The sequence below is a fragment of the Natronobiforma cellulositropha genome (assembly GCF_025629245.1).
In the GTDB taxonomy this organism is placed as follows: Archaea; Halobacteriota; Halobacteria; order Halobacteriales; family Natrialbaceae; genus Natronobiforma; species Natronobiforma cellulositropha.
In genome coordinates, this window is sequence record NZ_JANZXN010000030.1 from 225,105 (window position 1) to 244,344 (window position 19,240).

The window sequence follows — 19,240 nt, forward strand, 5'->3', positions numbered from 1 at the left end:
ACACGTACACATCCGACCGTTGTTCGGACAGATATACTATATACGTACCTGTCGTCGAGTCGGTCGCCTATCCACTCCTCTCGAGTTACTCCTCCACACCTACTCTCGAGTTACTCCTCCACCTCGTAACCCCTCCCTGGTACCTCTCGAGCTGGCGCTGTGCACACGCGGAGTACGAGAACGTGAGCTTCCGCTCGAGACCGTCGGTGTCGGGATAGGCCGTTCCGCACGCGGAGCGATCGAGATCGTACGACGGGTCCCAGGCGTAAGCGCTGAGCATCGGCGTCGCCACGACGGCGGACCCCTTCCGGAACGCCACCCCGTGCTCGTGGTCGAGACCGAGTGCGTGCCCGACTTCGTGGATGAGAATCTGTACGACGCGTGCCGGTGTGCGGTTCTCGACGATGCCAGGATCTCCGACGAGCGGCTCGAGTCGGTCGACGAACCGCGCCCCGCCGACCGACGCGACGTGGGGGAGTCCGTACCCCGTCGGCGCGGTTCGCATCTGCCCGTCGGTGACCAGCAGGTTCACGTCCGCGACGGGATCGACCGGTCCCCGTCCCAGCGCACCCGCACCGACCATCGCGGGCCACTCGCCGTGGATCGTCACTCGAGCACCGTCTTCGGTCGAGACGGGGACCGACCCGCCGAAGGTGATCCTCGCTCGCCAGTGTCCGAACTCGAGTGCGAACCCGAGGTACTCGCGGATTCTCGCCTCGAGTCGGTCGTACGCCGACGCGGCTTCCGAGAACCAGACGCGGACGTCGATCGAACCGACCGGTGGCCGCGTCGTGTAGCCGATGACGCCGAGCGAGGCGAGCGACCCGACCGCCCCAACGAACGCTCGCCGTTTCACGCGAGGAACTCGAGAGCCAGTCGGGGAATCTCCCGACGTTCACATGTTCACGGTATATGTGACTCTCTCCGATTCCGATTCGTCACGCCAGCGGCGCTGTCGCGTCGGTGGAGACGTCTCGACTCGAGTCGGACCTGCGACGAGTACGCCTCCGCACATGGTGCACGTCTGAAGCCGCGTCAGGGGGTCTCGCTCGTCGTATCTTCCGCAGAAAGACGTATCGTTTAAATCTCGCACCTTCGTTGTTCCGGTAGTGCTCGAAATTTTACTGGTCCTCGGTATCCTGGTTGCCGCCTTCGTAGGGTACAACATCGGTGGGGCGACGACCGGTGTCTCGTTCGGCCCGGCGGTCGGTGCTCACGTCCTCTCGAAACTGGGGGCGGCGGCGTTGATGTCCGTATTCTTCTTTCTCGGCGGGTGGATCGTCGGACCCGCCGTCGTCGACACCCTCGGAAACGACCTCGTGCCGGAGACGATTCTCACCCTCGAGACCGGCATCGCGGTGCTGTTTTTCATCGGTCTCGCACTGTTCGCGGGGAACCTCTTCGGCGTCCCCGCCTCGACGTCGATGACCGCGGTGGGATCGATCGCTGGTCTCGGCATCGCGACGGGGACGCTCGACTGGGCGACGATGGGCCGGATCGTCATCTGGTGGATCGTCGCCCCCGTCGTCGCCTTCTGGGTCAGCGGCGTCATCGGCCGGTACTTCTACCCGACGATCAACGAGTGGGTCGCTATCTCCCGACGCGAGACCCACCTCTGGGTCGTCGACCGCACGTCCGCGATTCCCCGGGTTCGCGCTGCAGAGGGGACCGACCGCCGCGAGATCACGGGGTCGCTGATCGTCGTCGCCATCGGCTGTTACATGGCGTTCAGTTCGGGTGCGTCGAACGTCGCCAACGCCGTCGCCCCGCTGGTCGGTAGCGGGGCGCTCGACTTCGAACGCGAACTCTCGGTCGCGACGCTCGTCGTGACGATCGGTGAGATGCAGTGGGGCGTCATCATCGCCGGTCTCGCCGTCACCATCGGGGCGTTCACCATCGCCCGGCGAACGCTCGAGACGATGGGCAACGACATCACCAACCTCCCGCTGACCGCGGCGGTCGTCGTGATGACCGTCTCGGCGACGATCGTCACCCTCCTCTCGGCGATCGGCATTCCGGTCCAGCTCGTGATCGTGGCGACGATGAGCATCGTCGGTCTCGGCTGGGGTCGTGCGACCCGGACCGCCACGGTCTCCGACGCCGTCCGCGGTGAGAAGAAGACGAGCGTCTCCGTGGGTGCGCTGACCGCCGAGCAGGAGGGAGAACCCGCGCCTGCCATCGGTGAAGAACGGACGAGTGACATCCCCCGTTCGTCCGACCTGTTCGACCCGTCGACGACCGCACGCGTGATCGCCATCCAGAACTTCGTTCCCGTTCTCGCGACGATCGGTGCCTATCTCACCTTCCGATTCGTCCCCGTCTTCGGATTCTAAGTGGGTCGGTTTCCGTACCAGCCTCTTACACACCGGAGAGCGCGTCCGATGGGACGCACCGACCGCGTTGCGGGGGCACTCCCGCTCCCTCGTCGAACCGTCCGATCCGCTCTTCCACGCCCCGACACACCACGTTTCCGGTGAAGATCCATCGACTGCAGCGGGTTCGTCTTTCCACCGCGTCACGATCGACGTGACGGCGGCTGAGACTGCCCGTATATTATGCTATCGAATAAGATTATCATCCTGTAGTCCCTAGCCGGACCTGCCTTCGTCGTTGGAGGCAGGCTCTGAAAGCGAGGGGTCTCCATTCGAGACACCACCTACCACCCCCTCGCCACGGAGCTACGAACACGCTCGAGGAAACTCCTCGAACCACCAGCGACTGCTACTTTCACACCGACCTGTACAATACTATTGCCAAAACATTTCGGTATATTGGCGGTTCGTCGCTGCTTTTACACCGTTTGCACTGTCTACACATGTTCGACCGCCTGGGCGTCCGGACTCCCCGGTTCGAGGAGAGCGTCCTGGCCACCCACACGAGCACGCCGTCAGAGGTGGCCTTTCTCCTCGAGTGCCTCGATGACGTCGTCGACGAACTCGTCGACGTTCTCGTAGGGGAAGTCACCGGAGAGTTTGGTGTTCAACTCCATCGCCGTCATCTCGAACTCCTCCGATTCGAACCTCGTTCCCGGCCCGTTGGGCAGCGCTGGCACGAGATCCATCGGACTCGAGATGGGGTAGTCGGCGCCTTCGAACGCCTCGGTGAACTGCGCTCTGAGTTCGGCTTCGTCTGCCATACAGTCGATTTCGGCTGGATAAATAATAAACCCGTTGATAATCTGCATTGGATGTCCACGACGCCTCTCGGCGCTGTCTCACGAGACCCACATCGACGGTCCGTCGTCCGGGCACACGTCGCCAGCATCGTCTCGAGACTCCCTGACCGCTCGGCCGACTCGGGTCAGAGTCGCCGCATGAACTCGGGGAGGATACCCCGTTCGCTCGAGTCGCCGCCACCGACCGGTTCGGCGGCGGGGTGCGTCCCGCTCGGTGCCGCCGCGTCGGCATCGTTCGCGTACGCCGTCTGCTCCGGCGCACTCGCGGCTGCCTCCGTCGGCTGTGACCCATCCGTCTCGGGACCGTCGGTCGCTTCCGTCCCGGCCGCTGCAACGGCCGCCTCGAACGCCTCGGGCGTCTCCGGCCCGAAGTAGTAGGGTTCGTTCGGCGCGAAGTACGCCATCAACTGCAGGTTGGCGTATCCGGCGACTACGAGCGCGACGGGCATGGCGATGTCCGGGAGGAGGATCACGAGGAAGACCGCCAGCGGCGAGTAGACGAAGTACGCCACCACTCGGAACCAGTTATCGACGTAGGCGTCGACGACGTAGGCGTAGAGTCCGTACGCGCCGATCACGAGACCGACGTCGAGGTAGATTCCTACCATGAAGCCCGTTCCGCCGGCGACCATCGCGTGAACGGCGAGCGCGAACGCCCCGGCCAGTACCGTGGTTCTGTTGACGTACGTCTCGTCGAGAGCCATCCCCGCAACGAGCAATCCGAGTTGTAACAGCGGTGCGGCGATCCACCACGGAAACGCGTCGAAGAGCAGTGCGAACGACGGAACCGGCGCGGTCGACGAGAGGAGCGACAGGGCGGCGAAGAGAGACATACTCATACCGTACTCGATGTCGACTAGATCCGCTCAGATCGTCTTCAACGTTCGTCCCGTATCGAGCCTCGATACGAACCTCGAGTCTCGAGGTCCTCGTGGTGACCGCCCGCTCGAGTCCCCCTCCAGATCCACGCCACCGTCACTGCCCGGTGGCAGCCGTCGGGGTCACGACCGTCGTTCCGTGTCTCGATTTTCCCCGTGAGCGAACCGAATTAACGATCACAACAGTGATTAGTCCCGAGCAACGTTGTGTGTGCCATGGCCAAAGATACCGTCAGATACCCCGACAACGTCGTCGAGCAGATCGACTCGCTCGTCGAGGACGGTATGTTCGAGAGCAAATCGGAGTTCTACCGGTTCTCCGCCGAGTACGTCCTGACGCTCATCGACTCGGACCACGAGCCGGAGACGTTCAACTACGACGAGATTCTCTCCGAGCTCTCGATCGACGAACAGGCACACCGAAACCTCGCGCTCGGCACCGACGGCGGAACGTTCTTCCTCGACGCGGTGATCACGATCCGAAAACACGGTCTCCGTGGCAACTACGAGGCTGCAGAGCGCTTCATCGACACCCACTACGACCCCACCGACCAGGAGTGTATCATCTTAGAGGAACTACTCGGCTCCTACCGTGACGCTCCGAACTCCCGCCCGATGTGAACGTTCCCAGACCGCTGCGTTCATCACCTCTCCCCGTTCCCCACTGCTCTCTCTCTCTCTCTCTCTCTCCGTTCCCCACTGCTCTCTCGCTTCTCGTTCCACTCTCTCTCTCTCTCTCTCTCTCTCTCTCTCTCTCTCTCTCCGTTCCCCACTGCTCTCTCGCTTCTCGTTCCACTCTCCCCGTTCCCGTCTCTCTCGCTCACCAGTTCTCGAACACGCCGCCGAGGGTCCCGAGGGCTGCGTGTCGCTCGAGCAGTGCCGCGGCGCGGTCGTAGCCTGACACGCTCGCACGGCTGCCGTTGCCGTCGCCCTCGTCGCGAACAGTGCGCCGGCGGGACCGTTCGACACCCGCTCGAGCGAACACCGTCTCGAGAAACGCCTCGCGGACGTTCTCGTTGTCGAAGACGCCGTGGAGGTAGGTTCCGAGCACGTTCCCGCGGGCGGCGCTTCCGACACCGAGTGGCCGCGCGATCGGTTCTCCCTCGAGCGCGCTCGTCCGGCCGGTGTGAATCTCGTAGCCCGATGCCTGCCCGCTCGCACCGGCGATGATGCCCGCCCCTTCGACCGTCACCGTCGTCTGTGCGACGTGTTTCGTCGCCTCGAACCGCGTCTCGACGGGGAGGAGACCCAGTCCGGACACCGTATCCGGTGTCTCGCCCGTTCCCTCGAGTGGCGCGTTCGTGAGCCGTTCACCGAGTAGCTGGTAGCCGCCACAGAGGCCGACGATCGGTCCATCGAAGGTGCGAACGCCCTCCCAGAGACCCGACCGCCTGAGTGCCCGACAGTCGTCGACCGTGTTCTTCGTTCCCGGGATGACCAGCGCGTCCGCGCGCTCGAGCGCTGCCTTCGCTTCGTCACTTCCCTCATCCGTCGTCGCCCTCGCTTCGCCACTCGCTGCCCGGTTCCCGCTCTCGCCGTTCGTTTCACCACCGGATCCCCGGTTCTCGTCCTCGCTACCGACCCACGTAGCCGCCTCGGGCACGGGTACGTACTCGAGTCTGATCCCCGGTTCTTCGGCGAGCACCTCGAGATCGGTCGCGTTCGAGATTCGGGGGAGTCTGAGCACCGCAACCGTCACCGACTGGGACGCCGGGACGCCGTCGTCCGCTCCGGTGGTCGCGCGCGTTCCAGGGCCGGGGAGTGAGACGCTGTCCTCCGCCGGCAGTCCGGGATCGTCGTACGGGAGGACACCCAGGATCGGGACGCCGGTTCGCGCTTCGATCGCCTCGATGCCGGGCTCGAGCAGCGACGGGTCGCCTCTGAACTTCGTGATCAGCGCACCGACGACCCGGTCGCGAACGTCCGCCGGGAGCAACTCGAGGGTGCCGTAGAGGCTCGCGAACGCGCCGCCGCGCTCGATGTCGACGAGGAGCAGAATCTCGGCGTCGGCGAACCGCGCCGTCTCGACGTTCGCGAGGTCCCGCTCGTGGAGGTTGATCTCGGCGATCGATCCCGCTCCCTCCGCGACGACGACGTCGGTCCCACGCTCGAGTCGGGCGTGTGATTCCCGCGCGGCCGCACGAGCACGTTCCCAGTGTTCTTCGTAGTACGACCCGGCCGAGAACGTACCGACGGCCCGCCCGTGGACGATCAGTTGACTCTCGCCGTCGCCGTGGGGCTTGAGCAGCACGGGGTTCGTGTCCGTCGTCGGGGTGACTCGCGCTGCGCGCGCCTGGACGAACTGAGAGACACCGATCTCGCCCCACTCGTCGCCTACTCCCTCGCCCTCTTCGTGGTCTCCGCTCTCGTCCTCGCTCTCACCTCCGCGACCGGCCGTCGCCTCCGGACGGACGACCACGCGGGCGTTGTTGCTCATGTTCTGGGCTTTGAACGGGGCGACGGCGACGCCACGGTCTGCGAGCGCCCGACAGAGACCCGCGGCGACCGTCGACTTTCCGACGTGACTCGCTGTTCCCGCGACGAGAATCGTTCGCGCACTCGAGTCGGCCGTTCGTTCGTTCACATCGCCCGTCCGGTCGCTCGGGGCTGTCCGTTGCTCGCGCCCAGTCATTCGCCTCTACGAGGTGACTCGAGCGGCTTTCACCTGTCGGTCTCGGCCGGTCAGGATTCGTCGTCGCTCTCGAACGTCACCTGCTCTTCGGGGTGCGGTTCGATGTGGCTCAGGATCTCGTGGGGGACGTAACCGATGTTGTACCCCTCTTCGTTGCGCAGGACGATTCCGTGTTCGAACTCCCGGAAGTCGAAACAGTCGATCTCTTCGTAGGCGTTGCCCGGTTTGTACACGACTCGCATACCCGGCCTATCGTCCTCGCCGTCCGTCGCTCGGTCCCTTGCGACTGAGCGGCGTTGATGTGCGGCTGCTCTCAGCCCTGGTGATAGATCTCACGCCAGCGCGTCCCCGCCCGCGAGAGGAGCGCCACGCCGACCCCGCCGACGAGTACGCTCGAGAGACAGAGCGCGAGTGCGAGGGTCGGGCTGGGCGAGACGGCGACGAAGCCGCTCACCAGTGTCGGGACGAGCACGAGGGCGACCCCGGCGGTGAACAGGCTGAACCGGACGCCGTCGAAGAGGAACTCGTTGGGGTCGAATCCCGCGAGGTAGACCGTCAGCCCGTAGTAGTACAGCGAGTAGCCGGCGAGGACGACCGCGCCGACGGCCGCGTCGAGTCCACTCGCGCCGAACCAGAGGACGGCACCGGCGTAGGGGACGGCGACAGCCGGGGTGTTGACGACGACGAAGGCAACCGCCTTCGCCCGGAAGAGGGTCGCCACGTCGATGGGGTAGGTGAGGTACTCCTCGACGCTGTCGAACTGCGTCACCCAGTTGTACGTGGTGAACGCGCTCAGCCCGAGGACGCCACCGAAGAAGATCCCTGGCGCGGGTTCGACGCCGGTGACGTCGCGGACGACGCCCACCAGAAACGTGACGAGTGCGAAGAGGATGCTCGCCGAGACGACCGGCTTCCAGTAGCCGCCGCTGCTGCGACCCAGTTCGAGCAGCGTCTTCGTGACGAGCCCCGACTCCGGACCGACCGTGGACAGTCGACGATTGAGACCCGTGAACCGATCGGCCGCGGTCGTCGTCGGCCTGCTGTCGGTCGGGTCGTACCACCGGAGTGAGAGCGCCGCTAGCCCGCAACTCGCGAGCGCCAGCACCAGCGAACCCCCCACCGAACCGGTCGCTGCGGCCACCAGCCCCGAGAGGTCGCCGAGGAAGCCGCCGACCCAGAGGGTGCCGACCCCGAGAACGACGACGCCGGCGAGGGTGCGACCAGAGACTCCGCGCGTTCGGGCCGTGATCGCGGCCACCGTCAGCGCCATTCCCGCGACGAACAGCAGCGACAACAGTAGCCAGTGGTAGCCGAGCGCGCTCGCCCACTCGAGCGGCCCACCGGCGAGCACCGAGACGCCCGCAGCGATCGGCAGGACGAACAGCAGGCAGTAGTAGAGTGCATCTTTCACCAGAAAGACGGTGAGTAGCCGCCGCTCCGAGAGCGGTAACATCGCCGAACTCCCGAGGAGTAACGAAACCTCACCGAGGGCGTTCTCGAGCATGTCGTCGCCGACGAACCCCGCAGTGCCGCTGTATAGACCGAACGCGAAGACGAGGGTAGACACCCCGAAGACGACCGCGTCGGGGTCGGTTCCGGTTCGGACGAGACCGATCCCGCAGACGGCGACGAGGGCCGCGATGACGGCCGGAAACGCCACGAACCGACGGCCGCCGAACAGTTCGGTGTGGAGTCGCCACTCCTCGAGGAACAGGATTCGAACCAGGGCTCGCGTCGACGTGCCCGTCATCTCGTAGTCGGGTTCGGTACGTCTCGTGGGCTCGCGCCGTCGACGTGTCGCAGGAAGGTCTCGAGTAGCGGTTCGTCCATCGTTTCGAGGTCGCACTCGGCGATGAGGCTCCCGTCGGCGACGATCCCGACGCGCGTACAGATATCTTCGGCGACGTCGATGTTGTGCGTCGAGACGAAGACGGTGTTGCCGGCGGCGGCGTAGGCGACGAGCAGGCGTTTGACCTGTTCCTGGACGAGCGGATCGAGGTTCGCCACCGGTTCGTCGATGAAGACGACCTCGGGTTCGTGGACGAACGCCTGGGTGATCATCACCTTCTGTTGTTGCCCGCGCGAGAGTTCGGCGTGGAGCGTATCGAGTTTACTCCGGAAGCCGAGGCGGTCGGCCCACACTTCGGTCCGCTCGGCGACCGCCTCGGGCTCGAGGCTGCGGACCTCGCCGACGAACGCGATGAACTCCCGGGGGGTGAGGAAACTCGGTGGCCGCTGTTGTTCGGGGACGATACCGATCCGTCGACGGGTCTCGAGCGGTGTCGCCGTCGGGTCGGTTCCGAGGACTCTCGCCTCGCCGCGGTCGGGACTCACCTGGCCCGTAAGAATCCGAATCGTCGTCGTCTTTCCTGCGCCGTTTGGCCCGAGAAAGCCGAACAGTTCCCCTCGAGACACGCTGAGACTCATCTCCGCCAGCGCGTCGACGGAACCGTACGACTTCGCGAGTCCGTCCGCCTCGATAGTGGCCATCGAACGAGGCGACGTTCTCGTGGATTGGTAATAACTGTGCTGGCAGACGGTCCGATTCGGCGATGTCCTCGTCTGTATCCACTGGTTCTCGGCTCTCTGGCGAGTATCGTGTGTAGAGCCGATCCGACCGGTGGGGGCGGATCTGGCAGCCACGGGACCGCACACCCCCGGACAGATGATATCGCATCATACAGTGTATGTCGGTGGTACACCCGTCCTCGCTGGCCCGGCCAGTCAGCGGCGTCTCACAGCCACCGGCGTACACTCTATGTTGCTATACAGTCTCCCGTCACACTCGTCCGCTTCCATACGTTCAGCGACGAACTATATGATATTATTTGGAACAATTTTTATCGTACCCCATCGTAACTAACGGTGATGGTCGAACCAACACTTCTCGAGGAAGGTGGCATCAGGGTCGTGAAACTGTACGAGACGAATCGAGAAGTGGAGTGGGTCTCCTCGGTCGAGGCTGCCGTCGACGCGGTGAGCGAGACCGGATCCGGGGAGACGATCTGTGATCAGATCGTCGCGAGCGACGGTACCGTCGTCTACGACTCCGACCGGAACCGACCGATCGACGAGTGGAAGGCGAGCCGCCTCGAGCACCGATAACGTCTCACCGGTCTCCGGCGTCAGAACTCAGTTCCCCGACGTGCGCGCTGGCCAGCGTCGATCGGGTGTTTCTCCTTCGCGACGCTGGTGACGAGGTCCGCCCGCTCCTCGAGGTACGCCGGTCGCGTGTGGCTCCCCGAGAGGACGAGTTCGAGGTCGTCCGGTTTCGCGTCGACCACCGCGAGCACGTCGTCGTGGTCGAGCAATCCGCTATCTGCTGCGTAGAGTATCTCGTCGAGAATCAGCATGTGGACGCCCGTCTCCGGCGGTGCGTCGAGATCGATCGGTGCCGTGAGATCCGCCGCCGTGGCCCGCTCGAGCAGGTCGAACGTCCGTTCGAGACCCGCTTCGGCTTTCGCCCTGTGCTCGTTCTCGTCGCTGCCGTCGGCCATGCCGTGCCAGCCGTAGTGACCCAGGTTCTCGTAACTGAACCCCGGGAGTGCGGCGATGGCGTTGTACTCCCCGCGGACGGCCTCGACGCTCGAGGCACCGCCTTTCATAAACTGGAGCATGTGAACGCGGTAGCCGTGGCCGGCCGCTCGCAGCCCCATCCCCATCGTCGCCGTCGTCTTCCCTTTGCCATCGCCCCACCACACCTGGACGAGACCGAACTCTTCGGGTGCTGCGGGTTCGATCGGCGCTGCTTCGGGTGTCCGTCCCTTTCCGGGCGTGTTCTCGAGGATGGCTGCCCGCTCGCTCGCCGTCTCGCTGTCGGTGGCCGTTCCTTCCGTCGGTGTCTCCGCTGGGTCGGTCATCGCTTCCTCGCTCGTGCGCCACACACTTCAGCCCACGCTCTCCGCTCGAGCACTCGCCGTCGAAAAATGAATACCGACTCGAGGCGCGTGTGTCGGTGCTTCCGATCCGTGTGACTGCTCACCTCGTCCCGGCGGCTGTCCCCGCTCGCATCTCGCTGCCGGCCGCGTAGGCGATGTACGCCGCGAAGATCGCCGTCAACACGCCGGAGACGACGTTGCTCCAGACGAGCCCGTCACTCGCCACGTCGAGACCCTCCATCGCGACGGTTCCCTCGAGCGCGAACGGCGCGACCAGGATCCACAGACCGAGCAGCGCCACGAGCGACATGACACCGGTGCTCGTCGGGTGGCTGCTGACGATCCGGTAGTAGTTGTAGCCCGCGAGCAGGAAGATCGCCGCCCCGACCAGCACGTTGTTCCACAGCATCGACTCCATCACTTCGTAGACGAACGGCGAGATAGCGACCCACAGCCCGATCAGGGAGACGATCCCGCTCAGCCACTTCTGGCCCGACGGTTCTCCCTGTCCACGCCGCGTCTCCGGGTCGCCTGCACCGCCTCCACTCTGGGTCTCTGTCCCGTGCGCGTCCGTCCCGTGCGTATCGGTACTGTCCGTGTCCGCACCGATCTCCGGCTCTGGTTCCGTTCGTGATGCGCCTGCGTTTGGGTCGTCTGGTGGTGACTCACTCATGTCTATCGCCAGCGGTGCTTCCACCGATGTCCGGAAAAAGCGCGACGATTGTTTTGGCCACTCTCACGGCCGCCCGCTCTCGCGTCCGTCTCAGAGTCCGTCTCGAGCGATACCAAAGGTCGTGTTTCTACGGCAGTCTCGAGTTACCGCTCACAGGGTGACAGACTGTCTCTCTTCGAGCTACCGCGCTCTCACAGCCGTTCGCCGAGCCGATGGCTCGCCGGTTCGTTCGTGGTGCTGGATAGGTAAGATACGGTTACTCGGCCGGTGTTCGGCCACGCTGCTCTGGACGAGACGGGCCTGCGTTTTCCGCCTCCGGCGCCGTCACCAGCGTTCGACAGTCGGCTATCGCACTCGCCGCGTGGTCACTGTATGCCGCTCGACCCGGCGAGGGAGTCCCGGTCGTGCGGTGCCGTGAACGCCCGGTCCGGGCCGACCGGTACGAAGCCGGTTGGGTTGATGTCGGTGTGGCTGCGGTAGTAGTGTTCTTTGATGTGTTCTTCGTTCACCGTCGAGGCAATGCCCGGAAGCTGGTAGACGTCCCGCGTGAAGCCCCAGAGGTTCTCGTACTCGATCAGGCTTCGCACGTTGCACTTGAAGTGCGTGTGATAGACCGCGTCGAAGCGAACGAGCGTCGCGAACAGCCGGAGGTCGGCGAGTGTCAGCTGTTCACCGACGAGGAACCGCTGGTCCTCGAGTGTGCGCTCCCACCGGTCGAGCGCGTCGAACAGCTCCGTGGTGGCGTTCGCGTAGGCCGATTGCGTCTTCGCGAACCCTGCTCTGTACACTCCCGTGTTGACCGTCCGGTACAGGTCGTCGGCCGTCGAATCGATTTCGTCGCGGAGTTCCTCCGGATAGAGGTCGACGTCCGCCCGGTCGCCGAAGGCGTCCGCGAACGTTCGCATGATCTCGATCGACTCGTTGTTCACGATCGTCTCCGTCTCCGTATCCCACAACACCGGCACTGAAACCCGTCCGGTGTAGGAGGGATCGGCGGCGGTGTAGACCGACCGGAGGTACGAACTCCCGTTCTCAGTATCCGGCGTACACCCCGGCTTCTCCGGCGCGAACTCCCAGCCGTCGGTCCGTCTGTGGGGGTCGACGACGTCCATGGTGAGTTCGTCTTCCAGGCCGAGCAGTTTCCGGACCACGATGACACCGTGCGCCCAGGGACAGGCCCTGGAGACGTACAGGTGGTACCGTGTCGGGTCGGCGGGAAACGCGCTCGAGCCGATCGTCTCTCTGAACGTCGTCGGGTCACGCTCGCGGTCGCTCTCGTCCAGTTCCTCGTCCGTTCGCCAGTCGCCGTCGATCAATCGTCCCATGTGAGTAAAATCTGTGTATTCGTTCGCGCTTCTCGCGTCGGTTCCGTCGTCACCACGATCTAGGTCGTCTTCCAGAAGTGCCCTGATCCACGCTCTCTCGACGTGAGCTGCCCGTCGGCTTCGAGTGACTCCAGGCGCTCGAGTGCACCCTCGCGGTCGAGTTCGTACAGTTCGGCGACCTCGCGTGTCGCGACCCGGCTGTGTGAGTCGACGAAGTCGACGAGGGCGGGCGGCTCCCGTTGTTCGAGCGATGGGTCGACGCGCTCGAGTGCCTGGGCGATCGAGTCGAACGACTGGAACCCGCGGAGCAGCTGGCGATCGTCACCGTTCTCGACCACGAAGGACGGGAAGGCGGTCGCCCGGTTGCGCCGTGTCCGTTTCATGTCCTGGCTGAACGCCTCCCGGGCCTGGGCGCTGTGGAGATCGGTCTCGAACTGTTCGACGTCGAGACCGACGTCTTCGGCCAGTTCGAGCAGGACCTCGGGCTGGTCGATCTGTCGACGTTCGGCCGCGAACGCTTCGCGGAGTCGTCGGAGGTACCTGTTTGCCAGGGCTTCCTCTTGAAACCCTGCTGCCTTGTAGGCGATGCTGGCTGGGTAGCTCGAGTTCGGCGGGTTCTCGTACCAGACGTTCGCGTCGACCGGCATTCCGTGTCGTCTGGCTGCCTCCTCCCAGTGTGGGGCGACGTCTACCGGGTCGGAGATGCCGTTCGCGCCGTCGTGGAACGTTTCGAAATCTTCGACGAGTCCGCCCATGACGAACTCGAGGTCGATCTGGTCGCCGTAGATCGCTCTGGTCCGTCGGATGACCGGCTCTGCGCCCCAGGACCACGTACAGAACGGATCCGTAAAGCCGACGAGTGTGGTTGACATTTACATCCCCACCCCGAGGGCGTACGGCCACTCGATGCCTGCAAGTGCGGCGAACACCAGCGCGACGCCTGCCAGACCCACGTTCTTCAGGAAGTGAATCTGCTCGTTCTGTTTGTCCATGCCCTCCGCGTTCCAGAAGTCGTGCATCACGGGCGTGATTCCGACGAGGAACGCCGCGATTGCGAGCGCACCGAACAGCGGGTACGCACCGACGAGAATCGAGACGACTCCACCCAGGAGGAGGAGACTCGACACCGGCACCGAGATGGACGCGAGCGGTGCGCCCTTGCTCTCGGCGTAGGCGACCGTCCCCTCGAGGTCGAGGAGGTTGCCGATCGCGAGGTAGCCGAGGATCGCGGCGAATGCGATACGGCCGATCAGGAACAGCTCGCCGGTTGCGGCCGTTTCGAACGCCATCAGCACGCACCTCCTGCGACGGTGGCGGCCGTGGTTAGTAACGTCCCTGCTGTCAGTTCGTGAGTTGCGTTCATCACACTCTCTCCTACGAACGGCCATTACTTATAGTTCAGACAACATGAACGATACCACGTATAGGCCTGGAAAGCAGATGTACCGGGGTACACCACCTGTCCGCCCTTCACACCCAATAACCGGCACACGGCGGTACGATCGTGTCGTTGTTCGATCTACTGAATCACTTCGAACCAGGAATAAAACTATGGATAAATATACAGACTTGAAAATTGTGGTATCGAATCTATCATATCGTGGGCCGTCCGGCGCGTCGCCTGCGCTCTTCCATCGAGACTCCCTGCGCTCGCCGTCGCTGGTCGGCCACGTCCCTCGTTCCGGTAGCGTCCATCGACGCGTTCGAGTACACCGACCGTTCGCCCCACGTGCGTGTGCGTTACATACTATCCTTGACCGGCGGTGGATTCGTCGACACTGCCGGCTGACGGCACCATCTCGTTATTGCTCGACGGCCGTTCTCCGAGAGCGGACACTGGAAGTTGATAAATGGAGCTGTCTATTCGAAAGGCACACTTATTGATATATCTACATCTTGCGGGTGGCACTCGCATCACCCTCTCTCACCTCGAGAGAGAAACCAAGCCCCTGTCATCGGAGATCGTGGAGGAGCTATCGGCCTGGAATCTCTCTTTCCCGTCGACCACGCTTTTTCGACCACCTTGTTCGCTGGCATTCGTCAACCGGTTGTACCGGGTTCGTCGCCGTCACGTGATCGATCAATTCTCCCGGTACGAGCCAAACCTCTCCGTTCTACTGCGTATGTGGTACTTTTACACTTTTGTCCCCGCCGTCGCCACTCGAGCGCTCCACCGGCGTCGTTCACCGGTTCCACCCGGACACCGGAACGCGCGGATGTGGCGCGCTCACCTGCGGCATCGAGGGTGACGAGGAGGACGGGGCGGAGTCCCGGAGCGAAACGTTTCTGCTGGTGGGACCTGCTCCGGTAGGTATGGAACGAATCTCGTTGGCGAACGCCGCGTTCGAAGGCAACAACAACGCCTACCTCTTCGCGGACGGGCCGGAGACGGTGCTCGTCGATACGGGCGACTCGACGAACGCGACGGCGAGCGCGCTCGCTTCGGCGCTCGCCGACCACGGCGTGACGTTCGCCGACATCGACCGTATCTTCCTCACTCACTGGCACGGTGACCACTCCGGTCTCGCCGGAGAGATCCAGGCCGAGAGTGGCGCGTCCGTCCACGTCCACGCAGCGGACGCCCCGCTCGTCGAGTACGACGAGGAGACGGCCGTGCGGGCCGACCGGCTCAAACGCCAGCGGTTCGACGAGTGGGCGATCCCGGCCGAGAAACAGGAGCGCCTCTTCGAGCGGATCACGGGGTTCGACACGACGCGTCCCGTTCCCACCGTCACCACGTTCGAAGACGGCGACACGTTCTCGGTCAACGGCTCGGAACTCCGCGTCGTTCACGCGCCCGGACACGCCGCGGGAGCGTGCATCTTCGACGTGGCTGTCGACGGCCGGCTCGAGGCGTTCACCGGTGACGCCTTGCTGCCGGTCTATACGCCGAACGTCGGTGGTGCAGACCTCCGCGTCGACCGCCCCCTTGAGAAGTATCTCGGTGCGCTCGAGCACATCACCGACGCGGGCTACGACCGGGCCTGGCCCGGCCACCGAGACCCCATCGACGATCCGGCCGCTCGCGCCGAGTCCATCGCCCGCCACCACGAGACGCGCGCCTACCGCGTCCTCCAGGTGCTCCGTGAACACGGTCCCTCCAACGTCTGGCGCGTCAGTGGCGCCCTGTTCGGCGAACTCGAGGGCATCCACATCCTTCACGGTCCCGGCGAGGCGTTCGCACACCTCGATCACCTCGAGCGCGAGGGCGTGGTCAGCCGCGACGGGCAGGTCTACCGCCTCGAGCAGGGAGTCGCGTCGACGCTCGACGACCTCGACGAGGAGCGGTGGCCGCTGGTGTCATGACATCCTCCCCGCCGTGAACGGCGGGACTCTCTCGCTGTAGGTCGGTGCACGTGCGGTGGTTCACCGGGGAACACCTGGTGTCCCATATCAAATCTGGTGACTTATAATTCACATTAAGAATAAGTGTGCTGTCGGTGTTGTGACGAACGTGACCCGACCTCTCAATCCGACGGCAGACGGAACTGAGCGACCGAACACCACGATTACCGTCGATGCGCTCGTAGACAGTGGAAACGAGGTGTTCGGTACGCCAGAACTCCACTATCCGAAGCGCATCAACGCGGCAGACGTGATGGTGGACGACCACGTACGCGGCGGACGAGGTGACTCCGTCGCCATCTACTTCGAGGACGAGGAAATTACGTACGGAGAGTTACACGAGCGGACGAACCGGCTCGGAAACGCTCTCCGAGACCTCGGCGTCAGGCCGGGGAACCGCGTCTTCGTTCGCTTCCCGAACCGGCCGGAGTACGTCGTCGCCTGTCTCGCCATCCAGAAGGTGGGGGCGATTCCGGTGCCGTCGATGAAACTCCTCCAGACGACAGAAGTCGAGTACGTCCTCAACGACTCGGGCGCGCGCTTCGCCGTCGTCTACGAGGACCTGCTCGGCCCGGTCGAAGAAGCCGACGCCGCCGGTCTCGAGGAGGTACTCGTCGTCGAGACGTCGGATACAGATCACGACTACCTCTCGTACGCGGACGTCGTCGACGGCCAGTCGACTGCGCTGTCCGTACAGGACACCCACCGCGACGACTTCGCACTCCTGGCGTACACGAGCGGGACGACCGGCCAGCCGAAAGGGACCGTCCACACGCACCGACAACTGCTCTCGATTACCGACGCCTACGCGCGCAACTGTCTCGAGCCGACCGCAGACGACGTCTTCGGCGGGAACCCACCGATCGCGTTCACGTTCGGCTACGGCCTGCTGGTCGCCTTCCCGTTCCGTTTCGGTGCCAGTACGTGTCTCGTCGAGGACCAGACGCCGGAGGCACTGCTCGAGGCGGTCGACGAGTACGGAATCTCGATCATCGGCTCCGTTCCGACGGCGTACAACCAGATGCTCGCGCTCGACGCGGAGACGACCTACGATCTCTCCTCGCTGCGAACCGGCATCAGCGCCGGTGAGCCACTGCCCTCGGATACGTACGACCGCGTCCTCGAGGAGTTCGGTATCGAACTCCTCGACGGAATCGGGACGACCGAGATGCTCCACATCTTCATCAGCGACCGAGCCAGCGACGAGGTCGATCCGACGGCGACCGGCTATCCGGTTCCGGGCTACGAGTGTAAAGTTGCAGATCCCGAGACGGGTGAAGAACTCGACCGCGGCGAGCCAGGTGTGCTGATGGTTCGCGGACCGACCACCGTCTCCTACTGGAACCGCTCGGACAAACAGCTAGAGGCGGTCCACGACGGCTGGTCGATTCCCGGAGACATCTTCGTCCACCGTGAGGATGGACGGTTCGTCCACCAGTCGAGACGCGACGACCTGATCATCACCAGCGGATACAACGTTCCCGGCCCACAGGTCGAGGAGGTCTTACAGGAACTCGACACCGTTCGCGAGTCGGCGGTCGTCGCCAGTCCCGACGAGATCCGCGGAACGATCGTCAAAGCGTTCGTCGTCCTCGCCGACGGCACCGAGGCGAGCGAGGACCTCACCGACCGCCTCCAGACGTACGTGAAGGGGCAGATCGCACCCTACAAGTACCCTCGAGAGATCGAGTACGTCGACGACCTCCCGATGACCGAATCCGGGAAGATTCAGCGCGCGAAGCTTCGAGAACGCGAGTACGGTGACGATGGCGACAGTCAATCTCCGTTGATCGCCGACTGACCGGCCACCGGTTCTCACCGGGGGTCCACACGTAGGTAGCGACTCGCTCGCCCGGGCGGCGACCGACGGGCCGTCGCCGTGCGTTCATACCGAAAACACTTTTGTCATATGATGGGTCTGGGGAGACGAGATGAACGGCATTGTGGACGCGTGTCTCCACCAGTGGACGGTCGACCTCGAGCAGATGGTCGACCTCGTCGATCCGAAGTGGCGTGAGCGCCTCGAGATCAAAACGAAAATTCAGGATCCGATCGGCGGGACGTTCGTCCCGACGCTCCCCTGGTATCACGCCTCGTTCAACGAAGACGTCGACGAAGAGATCGATCCCGAACGGTTCCGCTCCCCGGCGGTATTCGACGAGTACCTCCGTGAACGCAACGTCGATACCGGACTCTTACTGGGCCACGCCGTGAAGTTCATCCCTGGAAAGCCCGACCCGGACTACGCGGCCACGCTGGTCTCGGCGTACAACCACCTGCTCGCACGCGAGTGGCTCGCCCACTCCGACCGGCTGAAAGGCGGCATTCTCGTCACCCAGAAGAACCCGACGGCGGCCGTCGCCGAGATAGAGAAGTACGCCGACGACCCGAATATGGTGACGGTCCTGCTCTACGGCGGTAGCGACCTCCCGCTCGGACACGAGTATCACTTCCCGATCTACGAGGCGGCGGCCGAGGCGGGTCTCCCGCTGACGATTCACACCTCCGGCAACCCCGTTCACCGACAGACCGCAGGCGGCATTCCGGAACACTACGTGAGCTACGATTCGAGCCTCGCCCAGAACCACATGGCGAACATGCTGAGTATGATCTATCAGGGCGTCTTCGACCGCTTCCCCGACCTCGAGGTCGTCTGGGCCGGCGAGGGAATCGGGTGGCTGCCACAGACGATGTGGCGCGGGACGCGCTACTACCGCAACCTCGAGCAGTTCTCACCGCCGCTCGAGCGCGAGCCACGCGAGTACATCCGTGACAACTGCTGGGTGACGACGTACTCGATGTCTGCGTTACCCGACGACGTGCTCTCGAAGTACTTCCAGATGGTCGGCACCGAGAACGTGCTCTACGCCTCGGGCTATCCCTACTGGAACGCCGACGACGTCGACGTGCTGCCGTCGCTTGACGACGAGGACAGAGACCGTGTCCTTCGAACGAACGCAACGCGGGTGTACGGTGTCTGATGGTCGAACAGATCGACCCCGCTGACGTCGACGAACTCGAGCTCGACGGCGTCGAGCCGACGCTGCAGGCGATCGGTTACGAACTCGGTGCGTCGGCGATGCGCCCGAACCTCTGGCGGTACGAACCCGGCGAGTCGAACGAGCGACACAGACACGACCAGCAAGAGGAGCTGTACTATCTGATCGACGGAGAGGTCTCTCTCGACGTCGACGGCACTCCGTACACGCTCTCACCCGGTCAGTTTCTCCTCGTCGAGCCGTCGGCCTGGCGACGCGTCTCTGCGCACGAACGGTCGACGCTCTTCGTCGTTGGCGTGCCGAACGTCGCTGACGATGCGATCTTCGACGAGTAA

The 19,240-nt window shown here is 64.1% G+C and carries 20 protein-coding genes; 7 read left to right on the forward strand and 13 right to left on the reverse strand.

Annotation, left to right across the window (positions count from 1 at the left end; genetic code table 11):
• Positions 1-85 precede the first annotated feature (85 nt).
• On the reverse strand, positions 86-856 hold the full coding sequence (locus N0B15_RS13975; RefSeq protein ID WP_263020321.1) for a peptidase M10A and M12B matrixin and adamalysin: 771 nt from the start codon (positions 854-856) through the stop codon (positions 86-88).
• 253 nt (positions 857-1,109) lie between these two features.
• Here N0B15_RS13975 and N0B15_RS13980 point away from each other — a divergent pair, with 253 nt between their 5' ends.
• Positions 1,110-2,333, forward strand: coding sequence for an inorganic phosphate transporter (locus N0B15_RS13980; RefSeq protein ID WP_263020322.1), 1,224 nt, complete (start codon positions 1,110-1,112; stop codon positions 2,331-2,333).
• Positions 2,334-2,887: 554 nt separating this feature from the next.
• Here N0B15_RS13980 and N0B15_RS13985 read toward each other — a convergent pair.
• Positions 2,888-3,136, reverse strand: a complete 249-nt coding sequence (locus tag N0B15_RS13985) for an MTH865 family protein (protein ID WP_263020323.1) — start codon at positions 3,134-3,136, stop codon at positions 2,888-2,890.
• A 164-nt stretch (positions 3,137-3,300) separates the two neighbouring features.
• Positions 3,301-4,014, reverse strand: a complete 714-nt coding sequence (locus tag N0B15_RS13990) for a hypothetical protein (RefSeq protein ID WP_317618611.1) — start codon at positions 4,012-4,014, stop codon at positions 3,301-3,303.
• A gap of 255 nt (positions 4,015-4,269) precedes the next feature.
• On the opposite strand from N0B15_RS13990, the gene N0B15_RS13995 reads away from it, so the two are divergent.
• Entirely contained in the window at positions 4,270-4,674 is a 405-nt protein-coding gene (locus tag N0B15_RS13995; protein ID WP_263020324.1) for a CopG family transcriptional regulator, read from the forward strand.
• Positions 4,675-4,697: 23 nt separating this feature from the next.
• On the opposite strand, the gene N0B15_RS14000 is transcribed toward N0B15_RS13995, so the two are convergent.
• The 5 genes from N0B15_RS14000 to N0B15_RS14020 all read right to left on the reverse strand — a co-directional run bounded on the left by N0B15_RS14000 (position 4,698) and on the right by N0B15_RS14020 (position 9,175).
• Entirely contained in the window at positions 4,698-4,877 is a 180-nt protein-coding gene (locus N0B15_RS14000) for a hypothetical protein (protein WP_263020325.1), read from the reverse strand.
• On the reverse strand, positions 4,874-6,637 hold the full coding sequence (locus N0B15_RS14005) for a cobyric acid synthase (protein ID WP_263020326.1): 1,764 nt from the start codon (positions 6,635-6,637) through the stop codon (positions 4,874-4,876). The genes N0B15_RS14000 and N0B15_RS14005 overlap by 4 nt, the downstream gene beginning before the upstream one ends.
• A gap of 98 nt (positions 6,638-6,735) precedes the next feature.
• Positions 6,736-6,927, reverse strand: a complete 192-nt coding sequence (locus N0B15_RS14010) for a hypothetical protein (protein WP_263020327.1) — start codon at positions 6,925-6,927, stop codon at positions 6,736-6,738.
• A gap of 71 nt (positions 6,928-6,998) precedes the next feature.
• Entirely contained in the window at positions 6,999-8,435 is a 1,437-nt protein-coding gene (locus N0B15_RS14015; protein ID WP_263020328.1) for a hypothetical protein, read from the reverse strand.
• Positions 8,432-9,175 (reverse strand): ABC transporter ATP-binding protein, encoded by a 744-nt coding sequence (locus N0B15_RS14020; protein ID WP_263020329.1) that lies wholly within the window; start codon positions 9,173-9,175, stop codon positions 8,432-8,434. Before N0B15_RS14020 ends, N0B15_RS14015 begins: the two co-directional genes overlap by 4 nt.
• Before the next feature lie 378 nt (positions 9,176-9,553).
• On the opposite strand from N0B15_RS14020, the gene N0B15_RS14025 reads away from it, so the two are divergent.
• A complete protein-coding gene (locus N0B15_RS14025) occupies positions 9,554-9,790 on the forward strand; it encodes a hypothetical protein (protein ID WP_263020330.1) in 237 nt (78 codons plus the stop codon).
• Between the two features lie 20 nt (positions 9,791-9,810).
• Here N0B15_RS14025 and N0B15_RS14030 read toward each other — a convergent pair whose 3' ends face one another.
• The 5 genes from N0B15_RS14030 to N0B15_RS14050 form a co-directional block, all read right to left on the reverse strand.
• Positions 9,811-10,545: a cob(I)yrinic acid a,c-diamide adenosyltransferase gene (locus tag N0B15_RS14030; RefSeq protein WP_263020331.1), complete on the reverse strand. Its 735-nt coding sequence runs from the start codon at positions 10,543-10,545 to the stop codon at positions 9,811-9,813.
• Between the two features lie 118 nt (positions 10,546-10,663).
• The gene (locus N0B15_RS14035; RefSeq protein ID WP_263020372.1) at positions 10,664-11,044 is read right to left on the reverse strand and encodes an SPW repeat domain-containing protein; all 381 of its coding nucleotides are present in this window, start codon (positions 11,042-11,044) and stop codon (positions 10,664-10,666) included.
• A gap of 557 nt (positions 11,045-11,601) precedes the next feature.
• A complete protein-coding gene (locus tag N0B15_RS14040) occupies positions 11,602-12,561 on the reverse strand; it encodes a glutathione S-transferase family protein (protein ID WP_263020332.1) in 960 nt (319 codons plus the stop codon).
• A gap of 59 nt (positions 12,562-12,620) precedes the next feature.
• The gene (locus N0B15_RS14045; RefSeq protein WP_263020333.1) at positions 12,621-13,433 is read right to left on the reverse strand and encodes a DsbA family protein; all 813 of its coding nucleotides are present in this window, start codon (positions 13,431-13,433) and stop codon (positions 12,621-12,623) included.
• Positions 13,434-13,850 carry a DoxX family protein gene (locus N0B15_RS14050; RefSeq protein WP_263020334.1) on the reverse strand — a complete coding sequence of 139 codons (417 nt, stop codon included), beginning with the start codon at positions 13,848-13,850 and terminating at the stop codon, positions 13,434-13,436.
• A gap of 1,024 nt (positions 13,851-14,874) precedes the next feature.
• Between N0B15_RS14050 and N0B15_RS14055 the strand changes: the two genes are divergently transcribed.
• From N0B15_RS14055 to N0B15_RS14070, 4 genes are all read left to right on the forward strand, one after another.
• On the forward strand, positions 14,875-15,867 hold the full coding sequence (locus tag N0B15_RS14055; RefSeq protein ID WP_263020335.1) for an MBL fold metallo-hydrolase: 993 nt from the start codon (positions 14,875-14,877) through the stop codon (positions 15,865-15,867).
• 148 nt (positions 15,868-16,015) lie between these two features.
• On the forward strand, positions 16,016-17,707 hold the full coding sequence (locus N0B15_RS14060; RefSeq protein ID WP_263020336.1) for an acetate--CoA ligase: 1,692 nt from the start codon (positions 16,016-16,018) through the stop codon (positions 17,705-17,707).
• Between the two features lie 130 nt (positions 17,708-17,837).
• Positions 17,838-18,887, forward strand: a complete 1,050-nt coding sequence (locus N0B15_RS14065; protein WP_263020337.1) for an amidohydrolase family protein — start codon at positions 17,838-17,840, stop codon at positions 18,885-18,887.
• Positions 18,887-19,240 (forward strand): cupin domain-containing protein, encoded by a 354-nt coding sequence (locus N0B15_RS14070; RefSeq protein ID WP_263020338.1) that lies wholly within the window; start codon positions 18,887-18,889, stop codon positions 19,238-19,240. The genes N0B15_RS14065 and N0B15_RS14070 overlap by 1 nt, the downstream gene beginning before the upstream one ends.